Origin of the sequence: Rheinheimera sp., assembly GCF_037442525.1 — a bacterium.
Taxonomy (GTDB): domain Bacteria; phylum Pseudomonadota; class Gammaproteobacteria; order Enterobacterales; family Alteromonadaceae; genus Pararheinheimera.
The window spans coordinates 125789-145389 of record NZ_JBBIQD010000002.1 but is presented as its reverse complement, the minus strand read 5'-3'; the positions used below and the strand labels follow the sequence as shown (position 1 = coordinate 145389).

Annotated in this window: 27 protein-coding genes; 19 read left to right on the top strand and 8 right to left on the bottom strand. The window is 52.7% G+C overall.

Annotated elements, in window-relative coordinates:
* Positions 1 to 32 precede the first annotated feature (32 nt).
* From WKJ03_RS04855 to galE, 6 genes are all read left to right on the top strand, one after another.
* Positions 33 to 713 carry a YjbF family lipoprotein gene (locus tag WKJ03_RS04855; protein ID WP_337841039.1) on the top strand — a complete coding sequence of 227 codons (681 nt, stop codon included), beginning with the start codon at positions 33 to 35 and terminating at the stop codon, positions 711 to 713.
* The gene (locus WKJ03_RS04850) at positions 713 to 1447 is read left to right on the top strand and encodes a capsule biosynthesis GfcC D2 domain-containing protein (RefSeq protein ID WP_337841038.1); all 735 of its coding nucleotides are present in this window, start codon (positions 713 to 715) and stop codon (positions 1445 to 1447) included. Before WKJ03_RS04855 ends, WKJ03_RS04850 begins: the two co-directional genes overlap by 1 nt.
* A complete protein-coding gene (locus tag WKJ03_RS04845) occupies positions 1444 to 3543 on the top strand; it encodes a YjbH domain-containing protein (RefSeq protein WP_337841037.1) in 2100 nt (699 codons plus the stop codon). Before WKJ03_RS04850 ends, WKJ03_RS04845 begins: the two co-directional genes overlap by 4 nt.
* A gap of 11 nt (positions 3544 to 3554) precedes the next feature.
* The gene (rfbC, locus tag WKJ03_RS04840) at positions 3555 to 4109 is read left to right on the top strand and encodes a dTDP-4-dehydrorhamnose 3,5-epimerase (protein WP_337841036.1); all 555 of its coding nucleotides are present in this window, start codon (positions 3555 to 3557) and stop codon (positions 4107 to 4109) included.
* Positions 4106 to 4984, top strand: coding sequence for a dTDP-4-dehydrorhamnose reductase (gene rfbD / locus WKJ03_RS04835; RefSeq protein ID WP_337841035.1), 879 nt, complete (start codon positions 4106 to 4108; stop codon positions 4982 to 4984). The genes rfbC and rfbD overlap by 4 nt, the downstream gene beginning before the upstream one ends.
* A gap of 180 nt (positions 4985 to 5164) precedes the next feature.
* Complete coding sequence (galE, locus tag WKJ03_RS04830; RefSeq protein WP_337841034.1) at positions 5165 to 6190, top strand: UDP-glucose 4-epimerase GalE; 1026 nt, start codon at positions 5165 to 5167, stop codon at positions 6188 to 6190.
* 43 nt (positions 6191 to 6233) lie between these two features.
* Here the strand turns inward: galE and WKJ03_RS04825 are convergent, their stop codons facing one another.
* The 3 genes from WKJ03_RS04825 to WKJ03_RS04815 form a co-directional block, all read right to left on the bottom strand.
* Positions 6234 to 7853, bottom strand: a complete 1620-nt coding sequence (locus WKJ03_RS04825; RefSeq protein WP_337841033.1) for a response regulator — start codon at positions 7851 to 7853, stop codon at positions 6234 to 6236.
* Positions 7854 to 7946: 93 nt separating this feature from the next.
* Complete coding sequence (locus tag WKJ03_RS04820; protein WP_337841032.1) at positions 7947 to 8957, bottom strand: MJ1255/VC2487 family glycosyltransferase; 1011 nt, start codon at positions 8955 to 8957, stop codon at positions 7947 to 7949.
* A gap of 10 nt (positions 8958 to 8967) precedes the next feature.
* The gene (locus tag WKJ03_RS04815) at positions 8968 to 9549 is read right to left on the bottom strand and encodes a thymidine kinase (protein WP_337841031.1); all 582 of its coding nucleotides are present in this window, start codon (positions 9547 to 9549) and stop codon (positions 8968 to 8970) included.
* Between the two features lie 129 nt (positions 9550 to 9678).
* Here WKJ03_RS04815 and WKJ03_RS04810 point away from each other — a divergent pair, with 129 nt between their 5' ends.
* From WKJ03_RS04810 to WKJ03_RS04795, 4 genes are all read left to right on the top strand, one after another.
* On the top strand, positions 9679 to 10098 hold the full coding sequence (locus WKJ03_RS04810; RefSeq protein WP_337841030.1) for an MAPEG family protein: 420 nt from the start codon (positions 9679 to 9681) through the stop codon (positions 10096 to 10098).
* 42 nt (positions 10099 to 10140) lie between these two features.
* Positions 10141 to 10569: a YqaA family protein gene (locus WKJ03_RS04805; RefSeq protein ID WP_337841333.1), complete on the top strand. Its 429-nt coding sequence runs from the start codon at positions 10141 to 10143 to the stop codon at positions 10567 to 10569.
* On the top strand, positions 10566 to 11435 hold the full coding sequence (locus WKJ03_RS04800) for a peptidylprolyl isomerase (RefSeq protein ID WP_337841029.1): 870 nt from the start codon (positions 10566 to 10568) through the stop codon (positions 11433 to 11435). Before WKJ03_RS04805 ends, WKJ03_RS04800 begins: the two co-directional genes overlap by 4 nt.
* Before the next feature lie 69 nt (positions 11436 to 11504).
* A complete protein-coding gene (locus WKJ03_RS04795) occupies positions 11505 to 11897 on the top strand; it encodes a DUF2750 domain-containing protein (protein WP_337841028.1) in 393 nt (130 codons plus the stop codon).
* A 57-nt stretch (positions 11898 to 11954) separates the two neighbouring features.
* On the opposite strand, the gene queF is transcribed toward WKJ03_RS04795, so the two are convergent.
* Complete coding sequence (gene queF, locus WKJ03_RS04790) at positions 11955 to 12794, bottom strand: NADPH-dependent 7-cyano-7-deazaguanine reductase QueF (RefSeq protein WP_337841027.1); 840 nt, start codon at positions 12792 to 12794, stop codon at positions 11955 to 11957.
* A gap of 54 nt (positions 12795 to 12848) precedes the next feature.
* On the opposite strand from queF, the gene syd reads away from it, so the two are divergent.
* On the top strand, positions 12849 to 13376 hold the full coding sequence (gene syd, locus WKJ03_RS04785; RefSeq protein WP_337841026.1) for a SecY-interacting protein: 528 nt from the start codon (positions 12849 to 12851) through the stop codon (positions 13374 to 13376).
* Here the strand turns inward: syd and WKJ03_RS04780 are convergent.
* Together WKJ03_RS04780 and WKJ03_RS04775 are read right to left on the bottom strand one after the other, a co-directional pair.
* Positions 13373 to 14152 (bottom strand): DUF2310 family Zn-ribbon-containing protein, encoded by a 780-nt coding sequence (locus WKJ03_RS04780; protein ID WP_337841025.1) that lies wholly within the window; start codon positions 14150 to 14152, stop codon positions 13373 to 13375. The genes syd and WKJ03_RS04780 overlap by 4 nt on opposite strands.
* Positions 14152 to 14433: a hypothetical protein gene (locus WKJ03_RS04775; protein ID WP_337841024.1), complete on the bottom strand. Its 282-nt coding sequence runs from the start codon at positions 14431 to 14433 to the stop codon at positions 14152 to 14154. Before WKJ03_RS04775 ends, WKJ03_RS04780 begins: the two co-directional genes overlap by 1 nt.
* A gap of 157 nt (positions 14434 to 14590) precedes the next feature.
* On the opposite strand from WKJ03_RS04775, the gene WKJ03_RS04770 reads away from it, so the two are divergent.
* A complete protein-coding gene (locus WKJ03_RS04770) occupies positions 14591 to 14956 on the top strand; it encodes a DUF3192 domain-containing protein (protein ID WP_337841023.1) in 366 nt (121 codons plus the stop codon).
* A 21-nt stretch (positions 14957 to 14977) separates the two neighbouring features.
* Here WKJ03_RS04770 and WKJ03_RS04765 read toward each other — a convergent pair whose 3' ends face one another.
* Positions 14978 to 15205: a DUF2789 domain-containing protein gene (locus WKJ03_RS04765; RefSeq protein ID WP_337841022.1), complete on the bottom strand. Its 228-nt coding sequence runs from the start codon at positions 15203 to 15205 to the stop codon at positions 14978 to 14980.
* A gap of 131 nt (positions 15206 to 15336) precedes the next feature.
* Here WKJ03_RS04765 and WKJ03_RS04760 point away from each other — a divergent pair, with 131 nt between their 5' ends.
* Both WKJ03_RS04760 and WKJ03_RS04755 read left to right on the top strand, forming a co-directional pair.
* On the top strand, positions 15337 to 15996 hold the full coding sequence (locus tag WKJ03_RS04760; protein ID WP_337841021.1) for a GNAT family N-acetyltransferase: 660 nt from the start codon (positions 15337 to 15339) through the stop codon (positions 15994 to 15996).
* Complete coding sequence (locus tag WKJ03_RS04755; protein ID WP_337841020.1) at positions 15997 to 16317, top strand: DUF962 domain-containing protein; 321 nt, start codon at positions 15997 to 15999, stop codon at positions 16315 to 16317.
* Here WKJ03_RS04755 and WKJ03_RS04750 read toward each other — a convergent pair.
* Entirely contained in the window at positions 16314 to 16610 is a 297-nt protein-coding gene (locus WKJ03_RS04750) for a DUF3301 domain-containing protein (RefSeq protein ID WP_337841019.1), read from the bottom strand. The two genes, WKJ03_RS04755 and WKJ03_RS04750, sit on opposite strands and share 4 nt — an antisense overlap.
* Positions 16611 to 16707: 97 nt before the next feature.
* Here WKJ03_RS04750 and WKJ03_RS04745 point away from each other — a divergent pair, with 97 nt between their 5' ends.
* The 5 genes from WKJ03_RS04745 (at position 16708) to WKJ03_RS04725 (ending at position 19571) form a co-directional block, all read left to right on the top strand.
* Positions 16708 to 17049 carry a YqcC family protein gene (locus WKJ03_RS04745; protein WP_337841018.1) on the top strand — a complete coding sequence of 114 codons (342 nt, stop codon included), beginning with the start codon at positions 16708 to 16710 and terminating at the stop codon, positions 17047 to 17049.
* Positions 17003 to 17842, top strand: a complete 840-nt coding sequence (gene truC, locus WKJ03_RS04740) for a tRNA pseudouridine(65) synthase TruC (protein ID WP_337841017.1) — start codon at positions 17003 to 17005, stop codon at positions 17840 to 17842. Before WKJ03_RS04745 ends, truC begins: the two co-directional genes overlap by 47 nt.
* Positions 17839 to 18279 (top strand): flavodoxin, encoded by a 441-nt coding sequence (locus WKJ03_RS04735; RefSeq protein ID WP_337841016.1) that lies wholly within the window; start codon positions 17839 to 17841, stop codon positions 18277 to 18279. The genes truC and WKJ03_RS04735 overlap by 4 nt, the downstream gene beginning before the upstream one ends.
* Before the next feature lie 74 nt (positions 18280 to 18353).
* Positions 18354 to 18575: a bacterioferritin-associated ferredoxin gene (locus WKJ03_RS04730; protein ID WP_337841015.1), complete on the top strand. Its 222-nt coding sequence runs from the start codon at positions 18354 to 18356 to the stop codon at positions 18573 to 18575.
* Between the two features lie 105 nt (positions 18576 to 18680).
* Positions 18681 to 19571, top strand: a complete 891-nt coding sequence (locus WKJ03_RS04725; protein ID WP_337841014.1) for an aspartoacylase — start codon at positions 18681 to 18683, stop codon at positions 19569 to 19571.
* Positions 19572 to 19601 lie beyond the last annotated feature (30 nt).

Genomic DNA, 19601 nt, shown 5'->3' with positions numbered 1-19601 from the left:
TTTATTCGCTGCGATCCCAAGAGTGACTGCTTATGATAATTTTCAGGTTAGGTCTGCTTGCACTGACGCTCAGCACTTTACTTTCCTGTTCTGCTACTTACTACAACTATGCCTACACCCTTGAACAAGCCTTCAGCCCAGACGTTGGTGTGACTTTATCCAAAGAAGACATTGTGGCGCAAAAATACGATGTGCTTTATGTCACGCCAGGCGGCAGATCCCGAGCCTTGGTGGTGCTTGCTTATGTTGAGCATGACGAACGCAAATGGGTGTCGCAGGACCACGCCATGCTGAACACCCGCAATGGCCGTTTGGTGAAAACTTCAGGATTTGGCACAGATTTACTGTTTAGCCAGGCAGACACGCCAGATCCGCTGCAAAACCAGGCTCAGGAAATCCGGCAGGGATTAAGCTGGAGCAGTCTGACGGACTGGTCGAATAACGAAAGTTCAGTGCAAACCCAGTACCGCATCAGCGCCGTGCAAAACGAACAAATTGATATTGCCGGTATGACATTGCTTGCCCGCAAAGTGACGGAGCAGGTTACATTTGGCAATGGCCAGACGGCGGAGAACCTGTTCTGGCTGGACCCGGCTTCAGGTCAGGTGTTGAAAAGCCTGCAACATATTGCTCCGTTTTTCCCACCGCTATTAATTGAACATGTGACTGCAGCAGCCCGCTTAAGCGGGCTGATCACCAAAGGAGCTGTCTGATGAGGTTATGGGCCAGCCTGCTTGGCTTGTGTTGTTTGCCGCTTTGGGCGGCAGAACCTGTTGTGCTGGTGGAATGGCAGGGCCAGTACCGGGGTTATTTTGAGCCGCCCCGGCTGGATGCTGTGCTGCAGCAGGCCAGCCAGCCAGATACGTATTGGCCGGCAGTACGGCTATACAAAACAGATGCGGACTCGTTAATGCAGGCGGAGCAACAAAAAATCCGGGTTCTGCAGTTATTGGCGCAGGCCCGTCAGCACTACCTGAAACAACAGGATGAGGCCGAAGCTCAGGCCATCGCCCGTTTAGCTGCCGAGATTCAGCAATGGCGAGTGGCAATGCCTGTGCCAGGCACCATGGACCTTGACAAGGTCAGAACCAAAGCGGTGCTGAACCCTAAACTGCAGGCAGGGCATTACAAGCTGTTGGCCGGGAAAAGGCCACAAACCTTACCTCTGGCAGGCCTGACATCCGCTACCAGTTGGCCCCTGACACAGGGCCTGACCGCCAGCCAGTTGCAGCCTGAGGTCACTGCGGCAGCAGACAGGGATTATTTGTATCTGGTTACACAGGCCGAGGTACGTCAGGTTGGGGTTCGCTTCTGGAATGCCGAAACAGTGCCTGTGGCTCCGTGGATGACTGCGCTGGTAGGTCTGGACACGGATGAACTGCCGGACGAGCTGGCAGAAATTAATACAGAGCTGGTGGCCTTGGTACGTTACAGGATAATGGAATGAAGAAGTTGAATTACTTGACGCTGAGCCTGTTGGCCTGTTCGGTTCAGCAGGCGCTGGCCGCTGATTATTTCTGGCAGTCGCCGGCAGGCTCTTCGCAAATGGCCCAAGGTGGCACTGGTCTGATCCAGATGCCGACCGCCCGGCACAGCACCGAAGGTGATTTTTATCTGAATTACAGCGACAGCCAGGAATACAGGTTCTGGTCAGCGTCTTTGCAGCTTTACCCCTGGCTTGAGACCACCATTCGTTACACCGATGTCCGTACCCAGCTCTACAGCGAAGACCCAAGTTTCAGTGGTAACCAGACCTACAAGGATAAAGGCATCGATGTAAAGCTGCGGTTGTGGCAGGAATCTTTGTATGTACCGGAGCTGTCCGTTGGGGTGCGAGACTTTGGTGGCACCGGCCTGTTTGAAAGTGAATTTATTGCCGCCAGTAAACGTTTTGGTCCTGTCGATTTACACCTGGGTTTAGGCTGGGGCTATTTGGGCCGACGTGACAATATCTCCAACCCCTTTTGTGATCTGAACGATCGTTTCTGTGATCGGCCTGGCGGCGTGTCGGGTTCAGGTGGCAAGGTAGAATATAAAAAATTCTTCCGGGGCCCGACGTCTTTGTATGCCGGTATTGAATACCAAACGCCCTGGGCACCGCTGCGGTTAAAAGCGGAATACGATGGTAATACCTATCTGCAGGACTTTGCCGGGGCCCTGGCGCAGGACTCAGATTTTAACTTCGCCGCCGTCTATGCACTCAATGACGCCTTTGATCTGACCGTCAATTACCAGCGCGGCAATACCTTTGGTTTTGGTGTCAGCTACAAGCTGAATTTTAACAGTATCAGCCAGGTCAAGCTGGACCTGCCTCCTCCGGAAGTTTCAGAGAAACGTGCCGTTGACCGCATTGAGCTGATTGATAAGGCGGCTTTAGCCAGCGATCTCTATCACCATGCCGGTTTTGTGGTGAACAATTACAAGCTGACAGACGACGAGCTGGTACTGACAGGTCGTCAGGTGGCGTATCGTCATGAAGATGTGGCGATGGAGCGGGTTGGCCGGGTGCTGGCCAAGTACCTGCCGGGATCGGTAAAAAGCTATCGGATTGTGATTGAATCGGCGCGCTTACCTGTTGTTGAAACGCATATTGACGCCGAACAGTTTATTGCGGCAAGCACTGCACAACAGCCTGGATTGAAGGTCACAGACTCATTTACACGTGAGAACCCGCAGCCGCACCAGTGGCAGACCGAGCAGGATTACACCGGATTAGGGCTTGGCAGCAACTTCTTCTGGATCCAGTCCTTTGGTAACCCAGAATCGTTTTATATGTATCAGGCCGGGCTGCTGGCCAATGCCTCCTATAAATTAACACCAAATTTTGGTGTGTTCGGCACGGCCAAAATTAACCTGCTGACCAACTTTGATCACTTCAACTACAAAGTGGATTCTTTTGACACCGGAGTTCCCAGGGTTCGTACTTATGTTCGAGAGTATGTGACCCGCAGTGATGTGACCATGGAAAACTTGTTTACCCAATGGGCAGATGAATTGAGCCCCGATTGGTATGGTCAGCTGTATGCCGGTTATCTGGAAACCATGTTTGGTGGTGTGGGTGGCGAAGTGTTGTACCGGCCTGTGGATTCAAGCCTGGCTTTTGGTCTGGACCTGAACTACGTCAAACAACGTTCGTATGAGAAAGAACTGGCATTTTTTGACTACAAAACCGTGACCGGGCATTTATCGGCTTATTGGCAACCGCAATACAGCTGGCTGAAGGATTCTTTGGTGACGGTCAGTGTGGGCCAGTATCTGGCGAAAGACAAAGGGGTCACCCTGGAGTTCGCCCGTCGTTTTGACAGCGGTATTATTGTTGGGGCCTATGGCGCTTTTACCGATATGTCTGCTGAGCAGTATGGCGAAGGCAGCTTTACCAAAGGGTTTTATGTGTCCATCCCGTTTGACCTGTTCTCATTAAAATCATCCACAGGGCGTGGCCGTTTGCCTTGGGTTCCGATTTCACGTGATGGGGGGCAGGCCTTACACAGACCAGTGCGGTTAATGGACATCACAGAAGCGCGGGCTCCTTTTTATCGTTAGGTCCATACGGCATGAAAATTAGTGCGTTACAAGGTTCAGAGCTGTTGTTATGTGAACCTGAATTACTCACAGACCCGCGAGGCTTGTTTGCAGAAGCCTGGCGGGAGTCTTTATTAAACGACGCAGTCGGCCATTCTGTGCATTTTGTGCAGGAATCGTTTTCCGTCTCCAGGCAGTATGTGATCCGGGGGCTGCACTATCAGCTGAACCCGCCACAGGCCAAGTTGATCCGCGTCATCAGCGGCGAAATTTTTGATGTGGCGGTCGATTTGCGGCCGGATTCAACTCATTTTGGCCGCAGTTATGCTGTGCCTTTGCAGGCCAAAGACCGGCAATTGCTGTTTATTCCAGCCGGTTTTGCCCATGGTTTTCAGGTACTTTCGGCTGAAGCTGAAGTGCAGTACAAAGTCTCGGCTTATTATGACGCGCCATCGGATCGGGCCTTGCTGTGGAACGATCCGCAACTGGCGATTGCCTGGCCTTATCCGGCACAGGCTATTTTGTCGGATAAAGACAAAAATGCGCCCACTCTGGTGCAGGCTGAACTGTTTGGCACTGGCTTATGAAGGTGCTGGTGCTGGGTGAACATGGTCAACTGGCGCAGGCGCTGGCCTATAGCCAGCCTGCACAGCTGAAGGTGACTTACCTGGGGCGTTCAGGCCTGGTTCCTCTGAGCCAGGCCCAGCTGAACGCTCAGCTGGATGCAGCGGCGCCGGACCTGATTATCAATGCAGCGGCCTGGACAGATGTTGATCAGGCCGAACTGGACCCTGAGCACTGCTCGTTGCTGAATACGGAGCTGGTGTGCTGGCTGGTGCAATGGGCTTCTGCTTTGGGCACCCCCCTGATCCATATTTCCACCGATTACGTCTTTAATGGTCTGTCGTCCGAGCCCTATACAGAAGAAGCCGCAGTGTCGCCTCTGAACCAGTATGGTGCCAGTAAACTGGAGGCAGAACAGCACTTGCTGTTTAGCTATGCACAGCGTTCATTGATCTTGCGGACCTCATGGCTTTATTCTGGCTTTGGCAGTAATTTTCTGGTAAAACTGCTGGCTATTTTGCAGAAGACGCCGCAGCAAAAAGTCTCGATGGTGACGGACCAGTGGGGCAGTCCGACCTCGGCTTTGGATTTCGCTGAGCGGATCTGGCAACTGGTGGTGCAGCCTTTTCGGCCTGGTTTGTATCACTATGCCGGGCCACAGTGTGTCAGCAGGTTTGAATTTGCGACATTCATAGTGCAACGGGCTCTGCATGCCGGGTTACTGGCCGGTAAGGTGGAGTTCAGTCCTGTCCGGTTGAATTCTTTTGCTGCGACTGCTGAGCGGCCATTGTATTCCTGTCTCGACTCGTCGTTGTTGTTGGGAATTCAGGGCTGGTCTCAACTGGGGTTATCCGCAGATATTGATCGTGAATTGCAATTGCTTTGCAGGCCAGAGTAACAGTTCATGCTGGCTTCAGCCAGAATGCGCTTTACTCCCTGGCTGGATAGACAAAAGCCTGTAAACAGGTTTTGTGTTGGAATACGACCTGAACGGATTCAACTAAAGAGGTCTTCGGCAAAAATAGAGCCTGTGTGGCAGCGTCGTCTGTTCGCCGATGTAGAAAGATGGGATGAATAAATGAAGAAAGTATTAGTGACAGGTGGTGCCGGCTATATTGGCAGCCACACTATTCTGGCGTTATTAAAAGCAGGTTATCAGGTGGTCAGTCTTGATAACTACTGCAATTCAAGCCCGGAAGCCTTGCTGCGGGTTAAAACCTTAGCCGGGGTGGATGACAGCAACCTGGCCATAGAACAAGGTGACATTCTCGATGCCCACAGGTTAAAGGAGGTCTTCTTTGCACACCGGCCTGCCGTGGTTATCCATTTCGCCGGTTTAAAGGCGGTAGGGGAATCAGTGCGTTTACCGCTGAATTATTACCAGACCAATGTGGCCGGTACTCTGACTCTGTGTCAGGTGATGCAGGAGTTTAACTGCACAGATTTAGTGTTCAGCTCGTCGGCGACAGTGTACAGGCCTGAGCAGCAAATGCCGTTGTCAGAAGAAAAAGATCGCTTCGCTGTGAACCCTTATGGCCAGTCCAAACTGATGGTGGAGTACATTCTGGAGGATTTTTCGAAAGCCAACCCAGACTGGAATATTGCACTTTTGCGTTACTTTAACCCGGTAGGCGCAGACAGCAGTGGTCAGATTGGTGAAGATCCGAACGGGCTGCCGAATAATCTGATGCCATTTATCTCGCAGGTGGCCGTGGGCAAGTTAGCGCAGCTGAGTATTTTTGGCGATGATTACCCGACACCGGACGGCACCGGCGTGCGTGATTATATTCATGTCAGCGATTTGGCGGAAGGCCATCTGGCCGCCATGCGCTATCTGGAACGCAAGCCTGGCCTGGAAGCCTTTAATCTCGGCTCGGGTTTCGGCCATTCTGTGCTGGAAATTGTGAAAACTTTTGAGCAGGTGAATCAGGTTGCTGTGCCTTATCAGATTGTGGAGCGCCGCCCTGGGGATGCCCCCGTCAGTTATGCCTGCCCTGAAAAATCACAGCGGTTGTTGGGCTGGAAAACAGAGAAAACGCTGACCGATATGGTGCGTGACAGCTGGAACTGGCAAAAACAGAACCCGGACGGTTATCCGTCATAGTTTTGTCTCTGCGGCCACAGGCACTTCAACTGAAGTGCCTTTTTTATATCATCTGTTCAATTTGTTTGCGGATGTACTGGTAACGCTTGCGCTGATCTTTGGGCAGCTCCGCTTCCTGCTCAATCACATTCATGCATTTATGGGCCAGGAACAATAAGTCTTCGTTCAGGCGGCCACGCTGACTGATGGCCTGCAGCAGGTTCAAGGCAATATTGACATTGGCCGGCATGGCTTTTTGCGCTTCGATAAAATACTGAATGGCCTCTGAATACTGGCCCTGGCTGTAGGCTTCAATACCAGCGTTATGGCTCGACAGCATGGTACTGCGCTTTTGCGAGTATTTCTGTTGTTCGGACAACAGCATGGTGCTGATGGCTTTGTGATATAAATCAGCGCTTTGCGATTGCGAGTTCAAAGCTTCCATATAATGGTCGCTCATCGCCAGATTGCCGCTTTCAAAATAAGCTCGGGCTCTGTCCAGCAACCCTGATGCACTGGGGGCTTTCAGCTGACTTAAATCTTCACTTTTTTTCAGATACTGTCGGGCTTGATCTGCTTTGCCTTCCAGGGCCGCCACCCGGGCATCCAGCACCAGTTTATCGGCTTCATAGGTGCTGGGATGAAAGCGCTTTTTGATGTCTTTCAGAAAATGTTCGACCCGCTGCAGCGTCTGGCGGCGCTCGCCGGGCTTTTGCTGTTGTGCCTGCTGCACCAGGGCCCGCGCGTAGTTCAGCATATTGTCGGCCGTATCATGAATGGAATAGCGGGCTGCTTCGAGTAAACGGCGGTGAATTTGCACGGCCAGTTCAGGCTGATTATTGACGACAGCCAGATTGGCCAGCACATGCTGGCGCAGGTAGTTTTTTGGTGAGGCATCGGCGACGGTGCGCACTGTCTCAAAAGCCTGCTCCAGTTTATGTTGGCTCAGGTACAGACGGGTCAGCCAGTCCAGCGCTTCAATCCGGGTTTCATTCTGTTCGGCCAAATCGAGCAGCATCTCTTCGGCCTCTTCGCTTTTATCCAGGTAACCTTTGGCCACCGCCAGGCCCAGTTTGGCCCACGCCAGCTCCCGATCGTCCAGTTTATGCTGGTACAGCTGTTCAGCCTCACTGAAACGGCCGAGTTTGACCAGCAACTCGCCTTTGAGCCGGATGATGTAATTGCTGTGTTCGGGGTGGGCCAGCTCTGCTTCATCACAGCGTTGTAATGCGGGTTCAAACTGTTCATCGGCAATGGCCTGGTACGCCTCTTTCAGGCTCTGTTTTATATGAAAGGCGCGGTCAATGCGGCGTTGCAGTTCGGCATAACTGAAAGGTTTCAGCAGGTAATCGTCAGGCAAAAACTCGATCATGCCGTACACGGCCTGACGCTGACGTTCGCCGCTGATCACAATAAAGCAGCAGGATGGCAGCAAACACCGCTCGGCTTTCATCGCTTCAAACAGCTGATAACCGTCGCGGCCTTCCCCCAGATTGTAATCACACAACACAAAATCGAAGTCGTGACGCCGACAGGCCGCAATGGCCGTTTCCGCATTGCGGGCAAAGATCATCTGCTCAAAGCCTATCAGCGTCAGCATGCTGCGCATATAAGCGATGACCTGTTCATAATCTTCAATGACCAGCACTTTTTTGCTGCGGTAAAAGCTTTGTTTCGATGCCACGCTGCAGTCCCTGTTTAACCGGAACCAGACTATCACAAAGTTGCAGTTTGTTTGCAGCCGAAATATGTCACAAGGTTAGTTTTAACCTGTTGTTTACCACCAGCTTTTTGGGTCGAGCGAACTGGCATCAGCCCCTTGGGCTATCCAGGAGGCGAGTCGCTTTGCCACGTTCGGGTATTGCACCTGCTGATAGAGGACATCACTGTGCAGCCAGCGGCCAATCTGCTGGCTGTCCAGTTGTGGCAAGGCACTGCCAAGGGCCAGTTGCGTCAGCGCCAGCGCATTGGATTCCTGTTCCATCTGGCGCCGCAGAGGTTTCACCAGAATACGCTTTTTCAGCTGCAAAGCTTCACTGACCAGCTCAAAACCGGCGTTGCAAAGGACAAAAGTACAGCGGTGTAAGTCCTGTTTAAAGTCAGCCAGGCAAGGCGGGGAGGTTGAAATGTGACCCAGCTCTGTTTTGACCAGACCGGGGCCATAGAGCCGGAATCTGAAACCGGTCAGGGGACGAAGCCAGTTCAACACCTGTTCTGGCGCTTCAAAGGGCAGATACACCAGCACCAAATCGGCTTCAGGCGACGGAGTATGGGCATCGAGATCCACAATAGGCGGCAGAATGGGTTGATCGAAATGGTGCCAGTGCAGGCCTATTTGTTGCTCAGCCGGCGCATAGTGCCGGAATACACTGCGACTGATCCAGTTGTCATGTGTCATCGGAATTTGATGTAAAAAGGCATACTGGTGACCCAAGGCAACAGCGCGGACTTGTTGACGACGCGCAGCCAGCGCTGTGACAGGCTCAAAATCGGTCAGCACCAGATCATAGCGGCGACAGTCCAGTTGACGCACATCCTGCCACAGCTGGAAAGGGTGAGATTGCAGTGCTGTTTTCAGGTAATTAACCTGGCCTTGTTCAGTGACAAAACTCAAACCAGTACGGGTTTGATAGCGGCCGAATTGCTCCATATCAAACAGCTGGTCCGCTGGCCGGCCGGAAAACAGGTAATCCACCTGAACACCCTGCTGTTGCAGGTATTTACCCATAGCCCTGGCTCTGCTGATATGACCGTTTCCTGTGGCCTGAACTCCATACAACACCCGCATTCATGCTCCGTTAGTCCCGCCAGACCAACTCCTTAAAATGGGCCCGGCACATCGAGACGTATTGATTGTTCCCACCTATCTGCACCTGGCTGCCGGTCGTCGCCGGCTGGCCATCCTGGTCCAGCCGCACCACAAAGTTGGCTTTACGGCCACAGTGACAGACTGTTTTTAATTCAATCAGTTTGTCGGCCCAGGCCAACAAGGCCTGACTGCCGGCAAAGGTTTCGCCAAGAAAGTCGGTGCGCAGGCCAAAAGCCAGCACAGGCACTTTCAGTCCGTCCACCACATCGGTCAGCTGACGGACCTGGTTTTTACTCAGAAACTGGGCCTCATCAATCAGCACACAATCCAATGGCCCTTCGGCAAGCAGAGCCTGGCAGTGGCTGACAAAATCAAAACCGGCATCGAAAATCTGCGCGTCCATCGACAAGCCGATACGTGAGCTGATTTTGCCCACACCGAACCTGTCATCAATGGCTGCGGTAAACAGCGCTACCTGCATGCCACGTTCCTGGTAGTTGTAGGCGCTTTGCAGCAGGGCCGTCGATTTACCGGCATTCATCGCCGAATAATAAAAATACAGTTGCGCCATCGCGTCATTCCTTCTGAAAGTCCGGCGCACTATAACAAAAACCAATCTAGCGGGGGAACATGACAGAATCACGACAAGCACGTACACTGCGGGCGACATCAACAGGTTATGGCGTGGAGTAATAAAAAGATGGATAAGTGGCTGTTTGGTTCTGTACTGGTGCAGGTGCTGCTGACGCTGGCTGTGATGGTGCTGATGGGGCGACGCCGTTTTGCCGCGGCGCGTAATAAAGAATTTCCGCTGCAGGCCTTTCGTACCATGAATTTGACGGGGGCCAACGAAGGGGTGATCACCGCCAGCCGCAACTTTGACAACCAGTTTCAGTTACCGGTACTGTATTTCGCCGCTGTGGCTTTGACTTTGCCTGCCGGGCTGGCGGAATGGCCGCTGGTGCTGTTGGGCTGGAGTTTTGTGTTAAGCCGGCTGGCTCATTGCCTGGTTCATACCGGCAGCAATAACGTCAGGTTAAGATTCAGCCTGTATTTGCTGGGGGCTGTGTTTTTACTGCTGTATTGGCTGAGGCTCAGTGTACTGGTGTTGTTTGCTTAATCCAGTCTGCCGGCAGGCGGTATAGCGCTGATGGGGTCTGAACTGCTGGCGTACGCCAGTCTGGCGCTGAGCGCTCTGGTATCGGCCACTCTGTTGCCGTTGGGTTCTGAGTTGGTGCTGGCAGGCCTGTTGCAGCAAGGCTATGCGCCACTGCTGCTCTGGTGGGTGGCCACAGTGTTTAACACTTTGGGGTCGGCGCTGAATTGGTATCTTGGCCTTAAGCTTGGTCTGTTTCAGCATAAAAGCTGGTTTCCTTTTAGCCCCGCACAACTGCAGAACGCCAGCACTCAGTTTCAGCGGTATGGCCTTTGGAGCTTGTTATTTGCCTGGTTACCTGTGGTTGGCGACCCATTGACATTGATAGCCGGGGTACTCAGAACGCGTTTCCTTTGGTTTTTCCTGCTGGTTGCGACAGGCAAAGGCCTGCGGTACGCTGCAGTGATTTGGTTCTTCCCTTTGGAGATGACATGAAAAAATGGATACCACTGGCGTTGCTGGCTGCAGGTCTGACGCTTGGGGCGGCCTCTGCGCAGGCACAAAATAAACCCACCAGCTGGCAGACGCTGCCGCAGCAGGATTTATTGTATCTGGACACCGATCAGGGCACGCTGGTGATCCTGCTGGCCAGCCAGTTTGCACCGCGCCATGTGGAGCGGGTGAAACAACTGACCAAGGCTGGTTTTTACGATGGCGTCAGCTTTTACCGGGTGATTGAAGGTTTTGTCGCTCAGTTTGGTGTACCTGAGCACGAATGGGGCAAACGGGCCCAACTTGAACCGATGAAAGCCGAATTCAGCTGGCCGGTGCGGCCCGGTGATGACTACCTGCTGGTGCAGAAGCCGGATTTGCTGGCCGAAGAAACCGGCTTTAATCAGGGCTTTGCGGTGGCACGGGAAAAAGGCCAGGAATGGCTGGTGCATTGTGCCGGTGTGGTGAATCTGGCGCGTGCCAATGAGCCAGACACAGGGGTGGCTGATTTAGCCATTATGATGGGGCAGGCGCCGCGTCATCTGGATAAAAATATGTCGGCTTTGGGCAAAGTGGTGTGGGGCCAGGCGGTGCTGAACCGCATCCGGCGCGGTGACACTCAACAAGGTGGTGTAATTTCCAATGCGGCGCAGCGCACCCAGATTAAAAGCGCCCGGCTGGGGTCGGATTTGGCCGCAGACAAGCAGCTGCCACTGGAGTGGATGAACACCTCGGGGGCCGAATTCACTCAGGGACTGGCGGAGCGACGTTCGCGCACCCATGTATTTTATCAGCACAAAGGCAATGGCAATATTGACGTCTGTTATCCGCAGGTACCAGTGCGTCTTGCGGTCACCACAGCACCATAAAATTCGCTGGCGGGGCAGGCCACTTTCAGTCATGATACGCGCCTTTTCTGGCGCCTGAGGGGACAACCGATGAACTATGAATTAACAGCAGACGATCTGAACAAACTGGCTGAACTGGATGCAGAGCAGCGTTACGACTATTTCGTCAACGCCGTGGCTGATACAGAGCAAATCTGGATCCTGGTGGATGAAGAAGGTTTTGTGCTGGTGGACGCCGACGATGAGCGTTGTATTCCGGTCTGGCCTCATGCCGAGCTGGCAGAGCAGTGGATTAACGGCGACTGGGCTCAGTGTCAGGCGCAGGCGGTGGACGTGGCCGTATGGCTGGACAAATGGACTGCGGGTCTGAACGGTGACGAGCTGGCTATTGCCGTATTCCCACACGCACAACAACCAGGTGTGGTGATTGGCCCTGAAGAGTTTGCTGAAACCCTGATTGAAGCGACAGAAGACAACAACTAACGTTGAGTTGCCGATAAAAAAACCGCCGTTTCGGCGGTTTTTTTATCGGTGGCTCCACTATTGCCGGGTCAGGCGGAACTGCGGCACCTCGGCCCGGCCTGAGCTTCGGAACGGATTAATATCCAGTCCCCCCCGTCTGGTGTAACGGGCGTACACAGTTAAAAATTCCGGGCCTGCCAGTTTCCACAGATCTGAAAAAATCCGCTCGACACATTGCTCATGAAATTCATTGTGACCACGGAAGCTGATCAGGTACTTCAGCAGGCTGGCATGATCCAGCGCCGGGCCTTTGTAGTGAATATACAGGCTGGCCCAATCGGGCTGGCTGGTGATCAGGCAATTGGATTTCAGCAAATGCGAATGCAGTTTTTCTTCCACCAGTTCAGCATTGGGTTTGAGTTGTAACAGGGCTGCATTGTAATCGTACTCGTCGATCTCAATGTCCAGCTCGTCGATACAGCGGCCAGGCAACCAGGTTGGCTGAAAGGCGGACAGTTCATTAACATTATGCAAAGTGACCTGCACAGATCCACCGGCGCAGCGACTTAAGTCATCACGCAAGGTACGGTAGAGCTGGCTGATATCGGCAAATTTGCTCTGATTTAAACTGTTCAGATACAGCTTAAATGACTTGGATTCAATCAGGTTGGGTGTATCAAAAGGCACCACAAAAGTGGCCAGCGCCACCATAGGCTTGCCTTTGGGGTTCAGCCAGGATAGTTCATAACCATGCCAGATGTCCTGGCCGGTAAAAGGCAAATCAGCCGTTAAACCAATGGCCTGACGGCCCAAACTGCGTGGCACGCCCTGCAGTAGCGTTGGGCAATACTGGTCGATATAGGTGGTGCTCTGGCCCAGGGTTAAACCGGCCAGCGCTTCGGTCTGGATTTTTGTCATCTGTGCGGGAACCAAGTTAGAATGGCGGCAATTTTAGCACAGAAGTGAGTCGTGATGCCGAGCGCCTTCCTTGTTCAATACCAGCAGTTTATCGAATCTTACCTGCAGAAACACCCCAGCCTCTGGACCTGGGCTGACCCGGTGCAGAAGTCACCCTGTCAGATTGGCGAGGTGGTTGATGAGCAGGTGCGTTGGCTGCCGGTGGCGCAGCAGCCCTTACTGGAGTTTGCTGCGCTGGAGCAGGCGCTGGCGCTGTCTTTCCCGCAGCAGTTGAAAGAGTATTATGGCAGTTGGCTGGGCGCTGGCCTGTCGGTGCAGCACGAACGTGGTGGCGTGGAGCTGCTGATGGCCTGGCATCAGGCCGACTTTGAACGGCTGCAGCAGAATATTGTGGCTCACGTGCTGATGAAAAGGCGGCTGAAACAGCGGGAAACGGTGTTTATTGCGGCCACTGACGATGACAATTATCTGATTTCCATGCTGCTGAGCAGCGGTGAAATTTACCTGGAACAGGTTGGCAGGGAAGTCAGTGATTGTCTGGCAGCGGATCTCAGCCAGTTTTTACAGCAACTTGCATTCTAGAGAGAGTGATTGCAGTCAAAGGCGATGTTCGACACCAGTTGGCAACGCTCACAGCGAAAATCAAACAGCTGGTGCCAGGGCTGCTCCAGCCGCCATGGACCACCGCAGCCGGGGCAGGTTTTTTCGCCTTCCAGTGCACAGTTGTGGCTGCTGCCACTGTAGAGGTAGTAATACACCGGCTTGTTCAGCTCAGTACTCAAGGACCGGGCGTGCTGATAGCCCATCTTATTTAACGCACTGCCAAACTGCTGCAGGCAAAGCTCTGCCTGACGCGGCAGCACGCGCTCTTGCTGCATCTGAATTTCATCCAATGCCTGGTACTGCAGTTGCCAGCGGATCAGTGCTTCAAAGTCAGCACCACCGCGGCGCAGCCGGTACAAAGGCACAGGGGCAAAATGTTCGGCGCAGTAGAGTACGGAATTCATCGCACTGAAGCTGCAAAACTGGATCAGGGCGGCAGGCACGGCGCAGGGATCAGTATGGTTGGCCATCAGATCCTGACCCAGCAGTTTGAGTTGAGGGTAACCAAGCCCTGCTGTGGCCAACTGTTGCAGTGCATCAAGGCCACGTTGGCTGTGCCACTGCTGCTGCAGTGCTTCAGGTTCGGGCAACAACAACCGACTGATAAAGCCGTCTTCAGTCTGGTAGGTAGGAAACTCCCTGCCCAACATTTGTCCCTGAAAAATCAGGCTTTCCAGATACTGGCGGATCGCTTGTTCTACGCGGCTCAGGCTGGTATCTGCAATCAATGTAAAGCGAAGTTCAGCCACCCACATCAGAGAGCCAGTTTCTGCAGCAGCAGATCCAGTTTGGCTTCAATCCGGTTCAGTTGGTGTTGCAAATCGCCGGTTTCTGCCGGAGCTGTTGGCGGGGCAACAGGGAGCTCGCCCGGTGTGACCACGACCAGGCCATTACGCCAGGCCTGATACGCCTGCAGCAGTGCAGGGCTCATCGCGACATGACCCAGTCGGCCTTTAATCAGCGCCAGGCTGGGTTCCTTACCTTCCTGCTGCAGGGCTTGGGCCGCTGCGGCCACTTGTTGTGCTAATTGACTCATAACATAATAATCCGGCTAATTTATGGTGAAATTTACCATCTGGCAGAATGTACTTACCAGTGTTGTTGTGTAGGTTATTGATTTTTAATAGTTTAAAATTTTGGCCTGTTGCTTGCTAAACAAAAGTAACTTTTTAAAAACGACAAGGGAAAGCCCAATGAACTACTTAAAAGTAATTACTGTTGCCAGCGCCATGATGGCCTTATCTGGTTGTGTAGTGGCTGTCGGCGGTCATGACGATGACGACAGCTCAAAGTCAGCCTGGCGCAAAACTCAGAAACACAACAATCAGGTGATCAGTAATTTGCAAACCGGCACCTCACTGGACAGCGTACGTGGTCAGTTAGGAACGCCTGATTTCAGTGAATCCTTCTCCGCCAACGGTGCAGACACTGTGGTGTTGTTCTACCGCACCCAGCATGAGCACAGCGATGGTGAAACCAGCAAAGATGAATGCACACCGCTGATTTTCCGCAATGGCCTGTTAACAGGTTGGGGTGACAAGGCGTACCGCCAGCTGTAATTCAACGGACTCAGTGTGCTGCTAACGCAGCAGCACACTGAGTTCATCGATGATCTCGCTCCAGTCGGCATCGGCTTTGAGTTGTTCGGCCAGAAACGCGGCCTGGGATTGATCCCAGAATGGCGCCCGTTCTATCGCCAGGTCTGGGGCCAACTTGTGGTGTTCAATAAAGTTACGCATGCTTTGTTCTGAATTATCCAGCCCCAGCTGAGCAAATAAACTGGGTAAATCGTGATTAATCTGGTGCATAAATCGGCTCCTCTGCGCAGACGTCTGATGTACTCTAACTATAGTCAATTCAACTCTGGCCTATAAAAAACCTTGGCATTGGCAAGAATCTGCTTCACTGCTATGGTGTATAAAAACCAGAGGATAGTTCCATGACAAGTCCCGTTCCTTTAGATCTCAATAGCTTAAAAGCCCGTTTATTAGAGGGCGACGAGTTAAAGCTGGCCGCTTCCCTGTTGTATCAGGCCTATCACGATGATCCGGTGTTTATGGACATCTTCAATGCCGAAAAAGCCGATTACGAGCAGCGTCTGCGAGCCACCATTCGCGAAGAACTGAATTTATTCTGGCAGGAACAGCAGCCGGTGATTGGCCTGTTTCAGCAGGAGCAGTTACTGGGCGTCGCCTGTGTGGTGGAACCGGATTCCCCGCTGAGTGGTGACAGGTTCTGGCACTGGCGGCTGAAAATGCTGCTGACGGCCGGTTATGTGTCGATGAAGCAGTTGCTGGACAAAGAACAACGAATTCACGCCGCTATGCCGGTGCAGCACTACCATATGCTGGCCTTTATTGCGGTAGCACCGGCTTATCAGCATTCGGGCTTGGGGCATTATTTGCGCCATGCCGTCGATTCGGTGGTGGAGCAGGACCCGAATTCGCTGGGGGTCGGGGTCTTTGTCACGCTGGAGAAAAACCTGAAGTTTTTCAGTGACGATCATTACCAGAAAATCACCAAACTGAGTTTTTCCAAAGTGTCTGGTACCCTGATGTTCAGACCACGGCAAACATCGCCGTTAAAAGTGGTGGATTAGATGAGTCAGTTTAAAAGTTTTGCTGAATTTTACCCTTATTACCTGTCGGAACACCGCGACCCGCGTTGTCGTCAACTGCACTACGCCGGGTCGACTCTGGTGCTGTTGCTGCTGGTGGGTATTGCCTGGAGCGGCGCCTGGGCTTACTGGTGGCTGCTGTTACTGGCGGGTTATGGCTTTGCCTGGGTTGGGCATTTTAAATTTGAGCGCAATAAACCGGCCACCTTCAAATACCCTTTTTACAGCCTGCTGGCAGACTGGGTGATGTACAAAGATTTCCTGACCGGACAGCTGAACCGCAAACTGCGCCAGCTGAATTAAATCCGGTGAGGTGGCAGCTGAAAACTCAGGTAACGCAGACCGGATAAACGCAGCTCACCCTGATAACGGCTTTCACCGTCACTGGAAAAATCGACTTTGTAGCGGGTGAACCAGCGGAATCTGTTGTCGATTCGGCTGAACTGATGCCCGTCACGGGCACATTCCAGAAATTGCAGTTGTTGCTGCTTGCATAGCTGGCGCGCCAGTTTTTCGGCCACCTCGTCTTGCTTGCGTTGTAATAAAAAGGTGTAAGCCAGTGCCATCACCGCCAATAATAACCAGACAAAATCCATCAGTTTCTCCTTTTATGCCGGGGAATAATGGCGACAGCTGCGCCCCTTTGCAAGGGGCCATTGCAGCTGTGGTAAACTGGCGCCTTTCGGAGGAACGATGAATTCACAGGTCATTTTACTGCTGGACCAGATAGAAGCAGAGCTGAAAGCCCTGCAGCTCTGGAGTCCAAACCCACCTGATGCCGCAGCTCTGCAAAGTACGCTGCCCTTTTGTTACGACACCATGCCGTTGCAGCAATGGCTGCAGTATGTGTTTTTGCCACGTATGCGGGCGCTGCTCGAAGGCGGTTTGCCATTGCCCAGCCAAATCAGTGTCTGCCCTATAGCTGAAGAAGCCTTTCAACCTATTGATGATGCCAAACTGGCGCTGATTAACCGTATCGGGGATTTGGATGAACTGCTCAGCGGACAACGCCAGCAACAAAGCCGCCGTGACTGAGCCGCTCCACATTTTATACCGGGATGACGCGCTGATCGCCATCGACAAACCCTCTGGTTTGTTGATGCACCGCTCTTTCCTGGATAAACATGAGACTGAATTTGCCGTGCAGAAGCTGCGCGACCAGATAGGCCAGCATGTGTTTCCACTGCACCGGCTGGACAGGCCAACCTCTGGTGTGTTGTTGTTTGCCTTGTCGTCCGAAATTGCCAGACTGATGACCACACAACTGACCGCCAGACACTGGAATAAATATTACCTGACTCTGTGCCGGGGCTTTTTCCGGGCACCAGGTTTACTGGATTACCCGCTCAAAGAAGAGCTGGATGCCATTGCTGATAAAAAAGCGGACCAAGACAAAGACAAACAACAGGCACAGACAGCCTTCTGGCCCCTGGCGCGGGTGGAATTGCCCATTGCAGTGGGGAAATACCAGGCGGCCCGTTATTCACTGGTATTGGCACAGCCGCTGACCGGGCGTAAGCATCAGATCCGCCGGCATCTGGCGCATTTACGCCATCCGGTGGTGGGCTGTGTGAACCACGGCGAAGGCCGGCACAACCGGCTGTTCCGCGAGCATTTTGACTGCCACCGGCTGGTGTTGCATGCCGCCAGGCTGGAACTGACGCATCCGCTGACCGGTTTACCGCTGCAGATTGATGCGCCCTTAACGGATCTGGCACCTTTGTTTTCCCGATTGGGATTTGAGACGGACTGGCCTTGGTATCAGCAGCACATGCTGAACTGCCAGCCTGGGTTAGCGCAGCTATCTGCATTAGGAGAGAACGGATGAAGAAAATCGCCATCATGGTCGGCACTGTGTACGGCGGCGCTCAGTTTGTCGCCGAAGAAGCCGAAAAAATTCTGCAGCAAAAGGGGTACCAGACCTGGTTGTCGGTCGAACCCAAACTGAATGACGTGCTGGCCTTTGCACCGGATATCTGGCTGGTGATCACCTCCACCACAGGGCAGGGCGATATTCCGGACAACCTGCTGCCGTTTTTTATCGACGTGAAAGACCGCTTCCCGTTACTGACCGGCAAAAGTTATCAGGTGATTGCGCTGGGTGACCGTGGTTATGGCGACACCTTTTGCGGTGCAGGTCAGCAATGGGCGGAACTGCTCGCTGAATTGCAGGGCAGGGCAGTAGCCCCCACACTGGAAATTGATGCGGGTGAAACCTTGCAGCCGGAAGATCTGGCTTTACCCTTTATCACTGAAAAGTTCTGATGTCCTGCTTTTGGCTATTGATAACCATTCTTGATTAGATTAAGATGCGCTCACTGAATCAAAGTGAGTGCATTATGTACGTTTGCCTGTGTAAAGCTGTCACCGACAAAGCCATTCGCCAGCAAGTTGCTGAAGGCGCCACCAGTATGCGTGAAATTCGCAAGCAACTGGGCTTAGGCAGCCAATGTGGTCAATGTGTCTGTGAGGCCAACCAGGTATTCAGTGAAGCCTTAAGCAAATACGCCGCGTTACAAATTCCCTGCCAGGTGCTGAGCGAAACCCGTCCTGCCGCCTGAGTTGAATTTTTATATTCATTTTTTGCATTTTTATTAAATAAGCTGCAATTTCATCTGTTTAGCGGCATACTAGGGCCATTCTGTTTGCGTTGAGGACTGCATTTTATGACCCCTATCCGCACTGTCGCCATTGTTGGTGGTGTACACGGCAATGAATTTTCCGGTATCTACGCCATTCGCCGCTATCAGCAGCAACCAGAGCTGATCCAAAGGCCCAGTTTTTCGGTCAGCACACTTTTTGCCAACCCGGAAGCGCACCGCGCCAATAAACGTTATTTACACAGTGATTTAAACCGGCAGTTTAAAACGGCGGATCTGAATAACCCGGCGCTTGGCAACTACGAGCAAAGCCGGGCCAAAGTGATTAACCAACTGCTCGGTCCAAAAGAAAACCCAAAAACCGATTTTGTCATCGATCTGCACAACACCACCAGCAATATGGGCGCCTGCCTTATCATGACACAGGCCGGGCCTTTTTATAATCAGCTGGCCGCTTATGTCAAAATGCAGATGCCGGAGGCTATTATCTCGCGCGATGAAGACCATTTTGCCCGAGAGGATCATGCACTGTTGTGTACTTTAGGCACCTATGGGGTCATTGTGGAAGTGGGGCCGCAATCGCAGTCGGTGCTGCGTCAGGACGTGCTGGAGCAGATGCACGAGATGACCAGGCATATTCTGGATTTTGTGGAACTGTTCAACACGGGCGCTTTACCACAACTGCCTAAACGCACTGAAGCTTATCTGTATCTGCACAGCATTAAGCTGCCGATGAATGAACAAGGCGAGCGGCTGGGCATGGTGCATAAAAATGTGCAGGACAAGGACTATCAGCCAATTTATCCGGGCGACCCGATTTTCACGCTGTTTGATGGCACCGAAGTACCTTATAACGGCGACAAAGTGGTGTACCCCACCTTTATCAACGAAGCGGCGTATTACGATAACAACCTGGCGATGTCGCTGAATGACAAAGTCTGGATTGAGCTGGAGTAAAGTGATTGGGGTCAGAGTAGTACTCTGACC

Coding starts and splice junctions, on each gene's coding strand:
- WKJ03_RS04795 (WP_337841028.1), top strand. CDS start 11,505: ATGAACTATGAATTAACAGCAGACGATCTGAACAAACTGGCTGAACTG.
- WKJ03_RS04815 (WP_337841031.1), bottom strand. CDS start 9,549: ATGGCGCAACTGTATTTTTATTATTCGGCGATGAATGCCGGTAAATCG.
- WKJ03_RS04820 (WP_337841032.1), bottom strand. CDS start 8,957: ATGCGGGTGTTGTATGGAGTTCAGGCCACAGGAAACGGTCATATCAGC.
- truC (WP_337841017.1), top strand. CDS start 17,003: ATGAACTGCTCAGCGGACAACGCCAGCAACAAAGCCGCCGTGACTGAG.
- WKJ03_RS04730 (WP_337841015.1), top strand. CDS start 18,354: ATGTACGTTTGCCTGTGTAAAGCTGTCACCGACAAAGCCATTCGCCAG.
- WKJ03_RS04755 (WP_337841020.1), top strand. CDS start 15,997: ATGAGTCAGTTTAAAAGTTTTGCTGAATTTTACCCTTATTACCTGTCG.
- WKJ03_RS04770 (WP_337841023.1), top strand. CDS start 14,591: ATGAACTACTTAAAAGTAATTACTGTTGCCAGCGCCATGATGGCCTTA.
- WKJ03_RS04735 (WP_337841016.1), top strand. CDS start 17,839: ATGAAGAAAATCGCCATCATGGTCGGCACTGTGTACGGCGGCGCTCAG.
- galE (WP_337841034.1), top strand. CDS start 5,165: ATGAAGAAAGTATTAGTGACAGGTGGTGCCGGCTATATTGGCAGCCAC.
- WKJ03_RS04780 (WP_337841025.1), bottom strand. CDS start 14,152: ATGTGGGTGGCTGAACTTCGCTTTACATTGATTGCAGATACCAGCCTG.
- WKJ03_RS04800 (WP_337841029.1), top strand. CDS start 10,566: ATGAAAAAATGGATACCACTGGCGTTGCTGGCTGCAGGTCTGACGCTT.
- WKJ03_RS04810 (WP_337841030.1), top strand. CDS start 9,679: ATGGATAAGTGGCTGTTTGGTTCTGTACTGGTGCAGGTGCTGCTGACG.
- WKJ03_RS04850 (WP_337841038.1), top strand. CDS start 713: ATGAGGTTATGGGCCAGCCTGCTTGGCTTGTGTTGTTTGCCGCTTTGG.
- WKJ03_RS04745 (WP_337841018.1), top strand. CDS start 16,708: ATGAATTCACAGGTCATTTTACTGCTGGACCAGATAGAAGCAGAGCTG.
- WKJ03_RS04845 (WP_337841037.1), top strand. CDS start 1,444: ATGAAGAAGTTGAATTACTTGACGCTGAGCCTGTTGGCCTGTTCGGTT.
- rfbD (WP_337841035.1), top strand. CDS start 4,106: ATGAAGGTGCTGGTGCTGGGTGAACATGGTCAACTGGCGCAGGCGCTG.
- rfbC (WP_337841036.1), top strand. CDS start 3,555: ATGAAAATTAGTGCGTTACAAGGTTCAGAGCTGTTGTTATGTGAACCT.
- WKJ03_RS04750 (WP_337841019.1), bottom strand. CDS start 16,610: ATGGATTTTGTCTGGTTATTATTGGCGGTGATGGCACTGGCTTACACC.
- WKJ03_RS04725 (WP_337841014.1), top strand. CDS start 18,681: ATGACCCCTATCCGCACTGTCGCCATTGTTGGTGGTGTACACGGCAAT.
- queF (WP_337841027.1), bottom strand. CDS start 12,794: ATGACAAAAATCCAGACCGAAGCGCTGGCCGGTTTAACCCTGGGCCAG.
- WKJ03_RS04765 (WP_337841022.1), bottom strand. CDS start 15,205: ATGCACCAGATTAATCACGATTTACCCAGTTTATTTGCTCAGCTGGGG.
- WKJ03_RS04855 (WP_337841039.1), top strand. CDS start 33: ATGATAATTTTCAGGTTAGGTCTGCTTGCACTGACGCTCAGCACTTTA.
- WKJ03_RS04760 (WP_337841021.1), top strand. CDS start 15,337: ATGACAAGTCCCGTTCCTTTAGATCTCAATAGCTTAAAAGCCCGTTTA.
- WKJ03_RS04775 (WP_337841024.1), bottom strand. CDS start 14,433: ATGAGTCAATTAGCACAACAAGTGGCCGCAGCGGCCCAAGCCCTGCAG.
- syd (WP_337841026.1), top strand. CDS start 12,849: ATGCCGAGCGCCTTCCTTGTTCAATACCAGCAGTTTATCGAATCTTAC.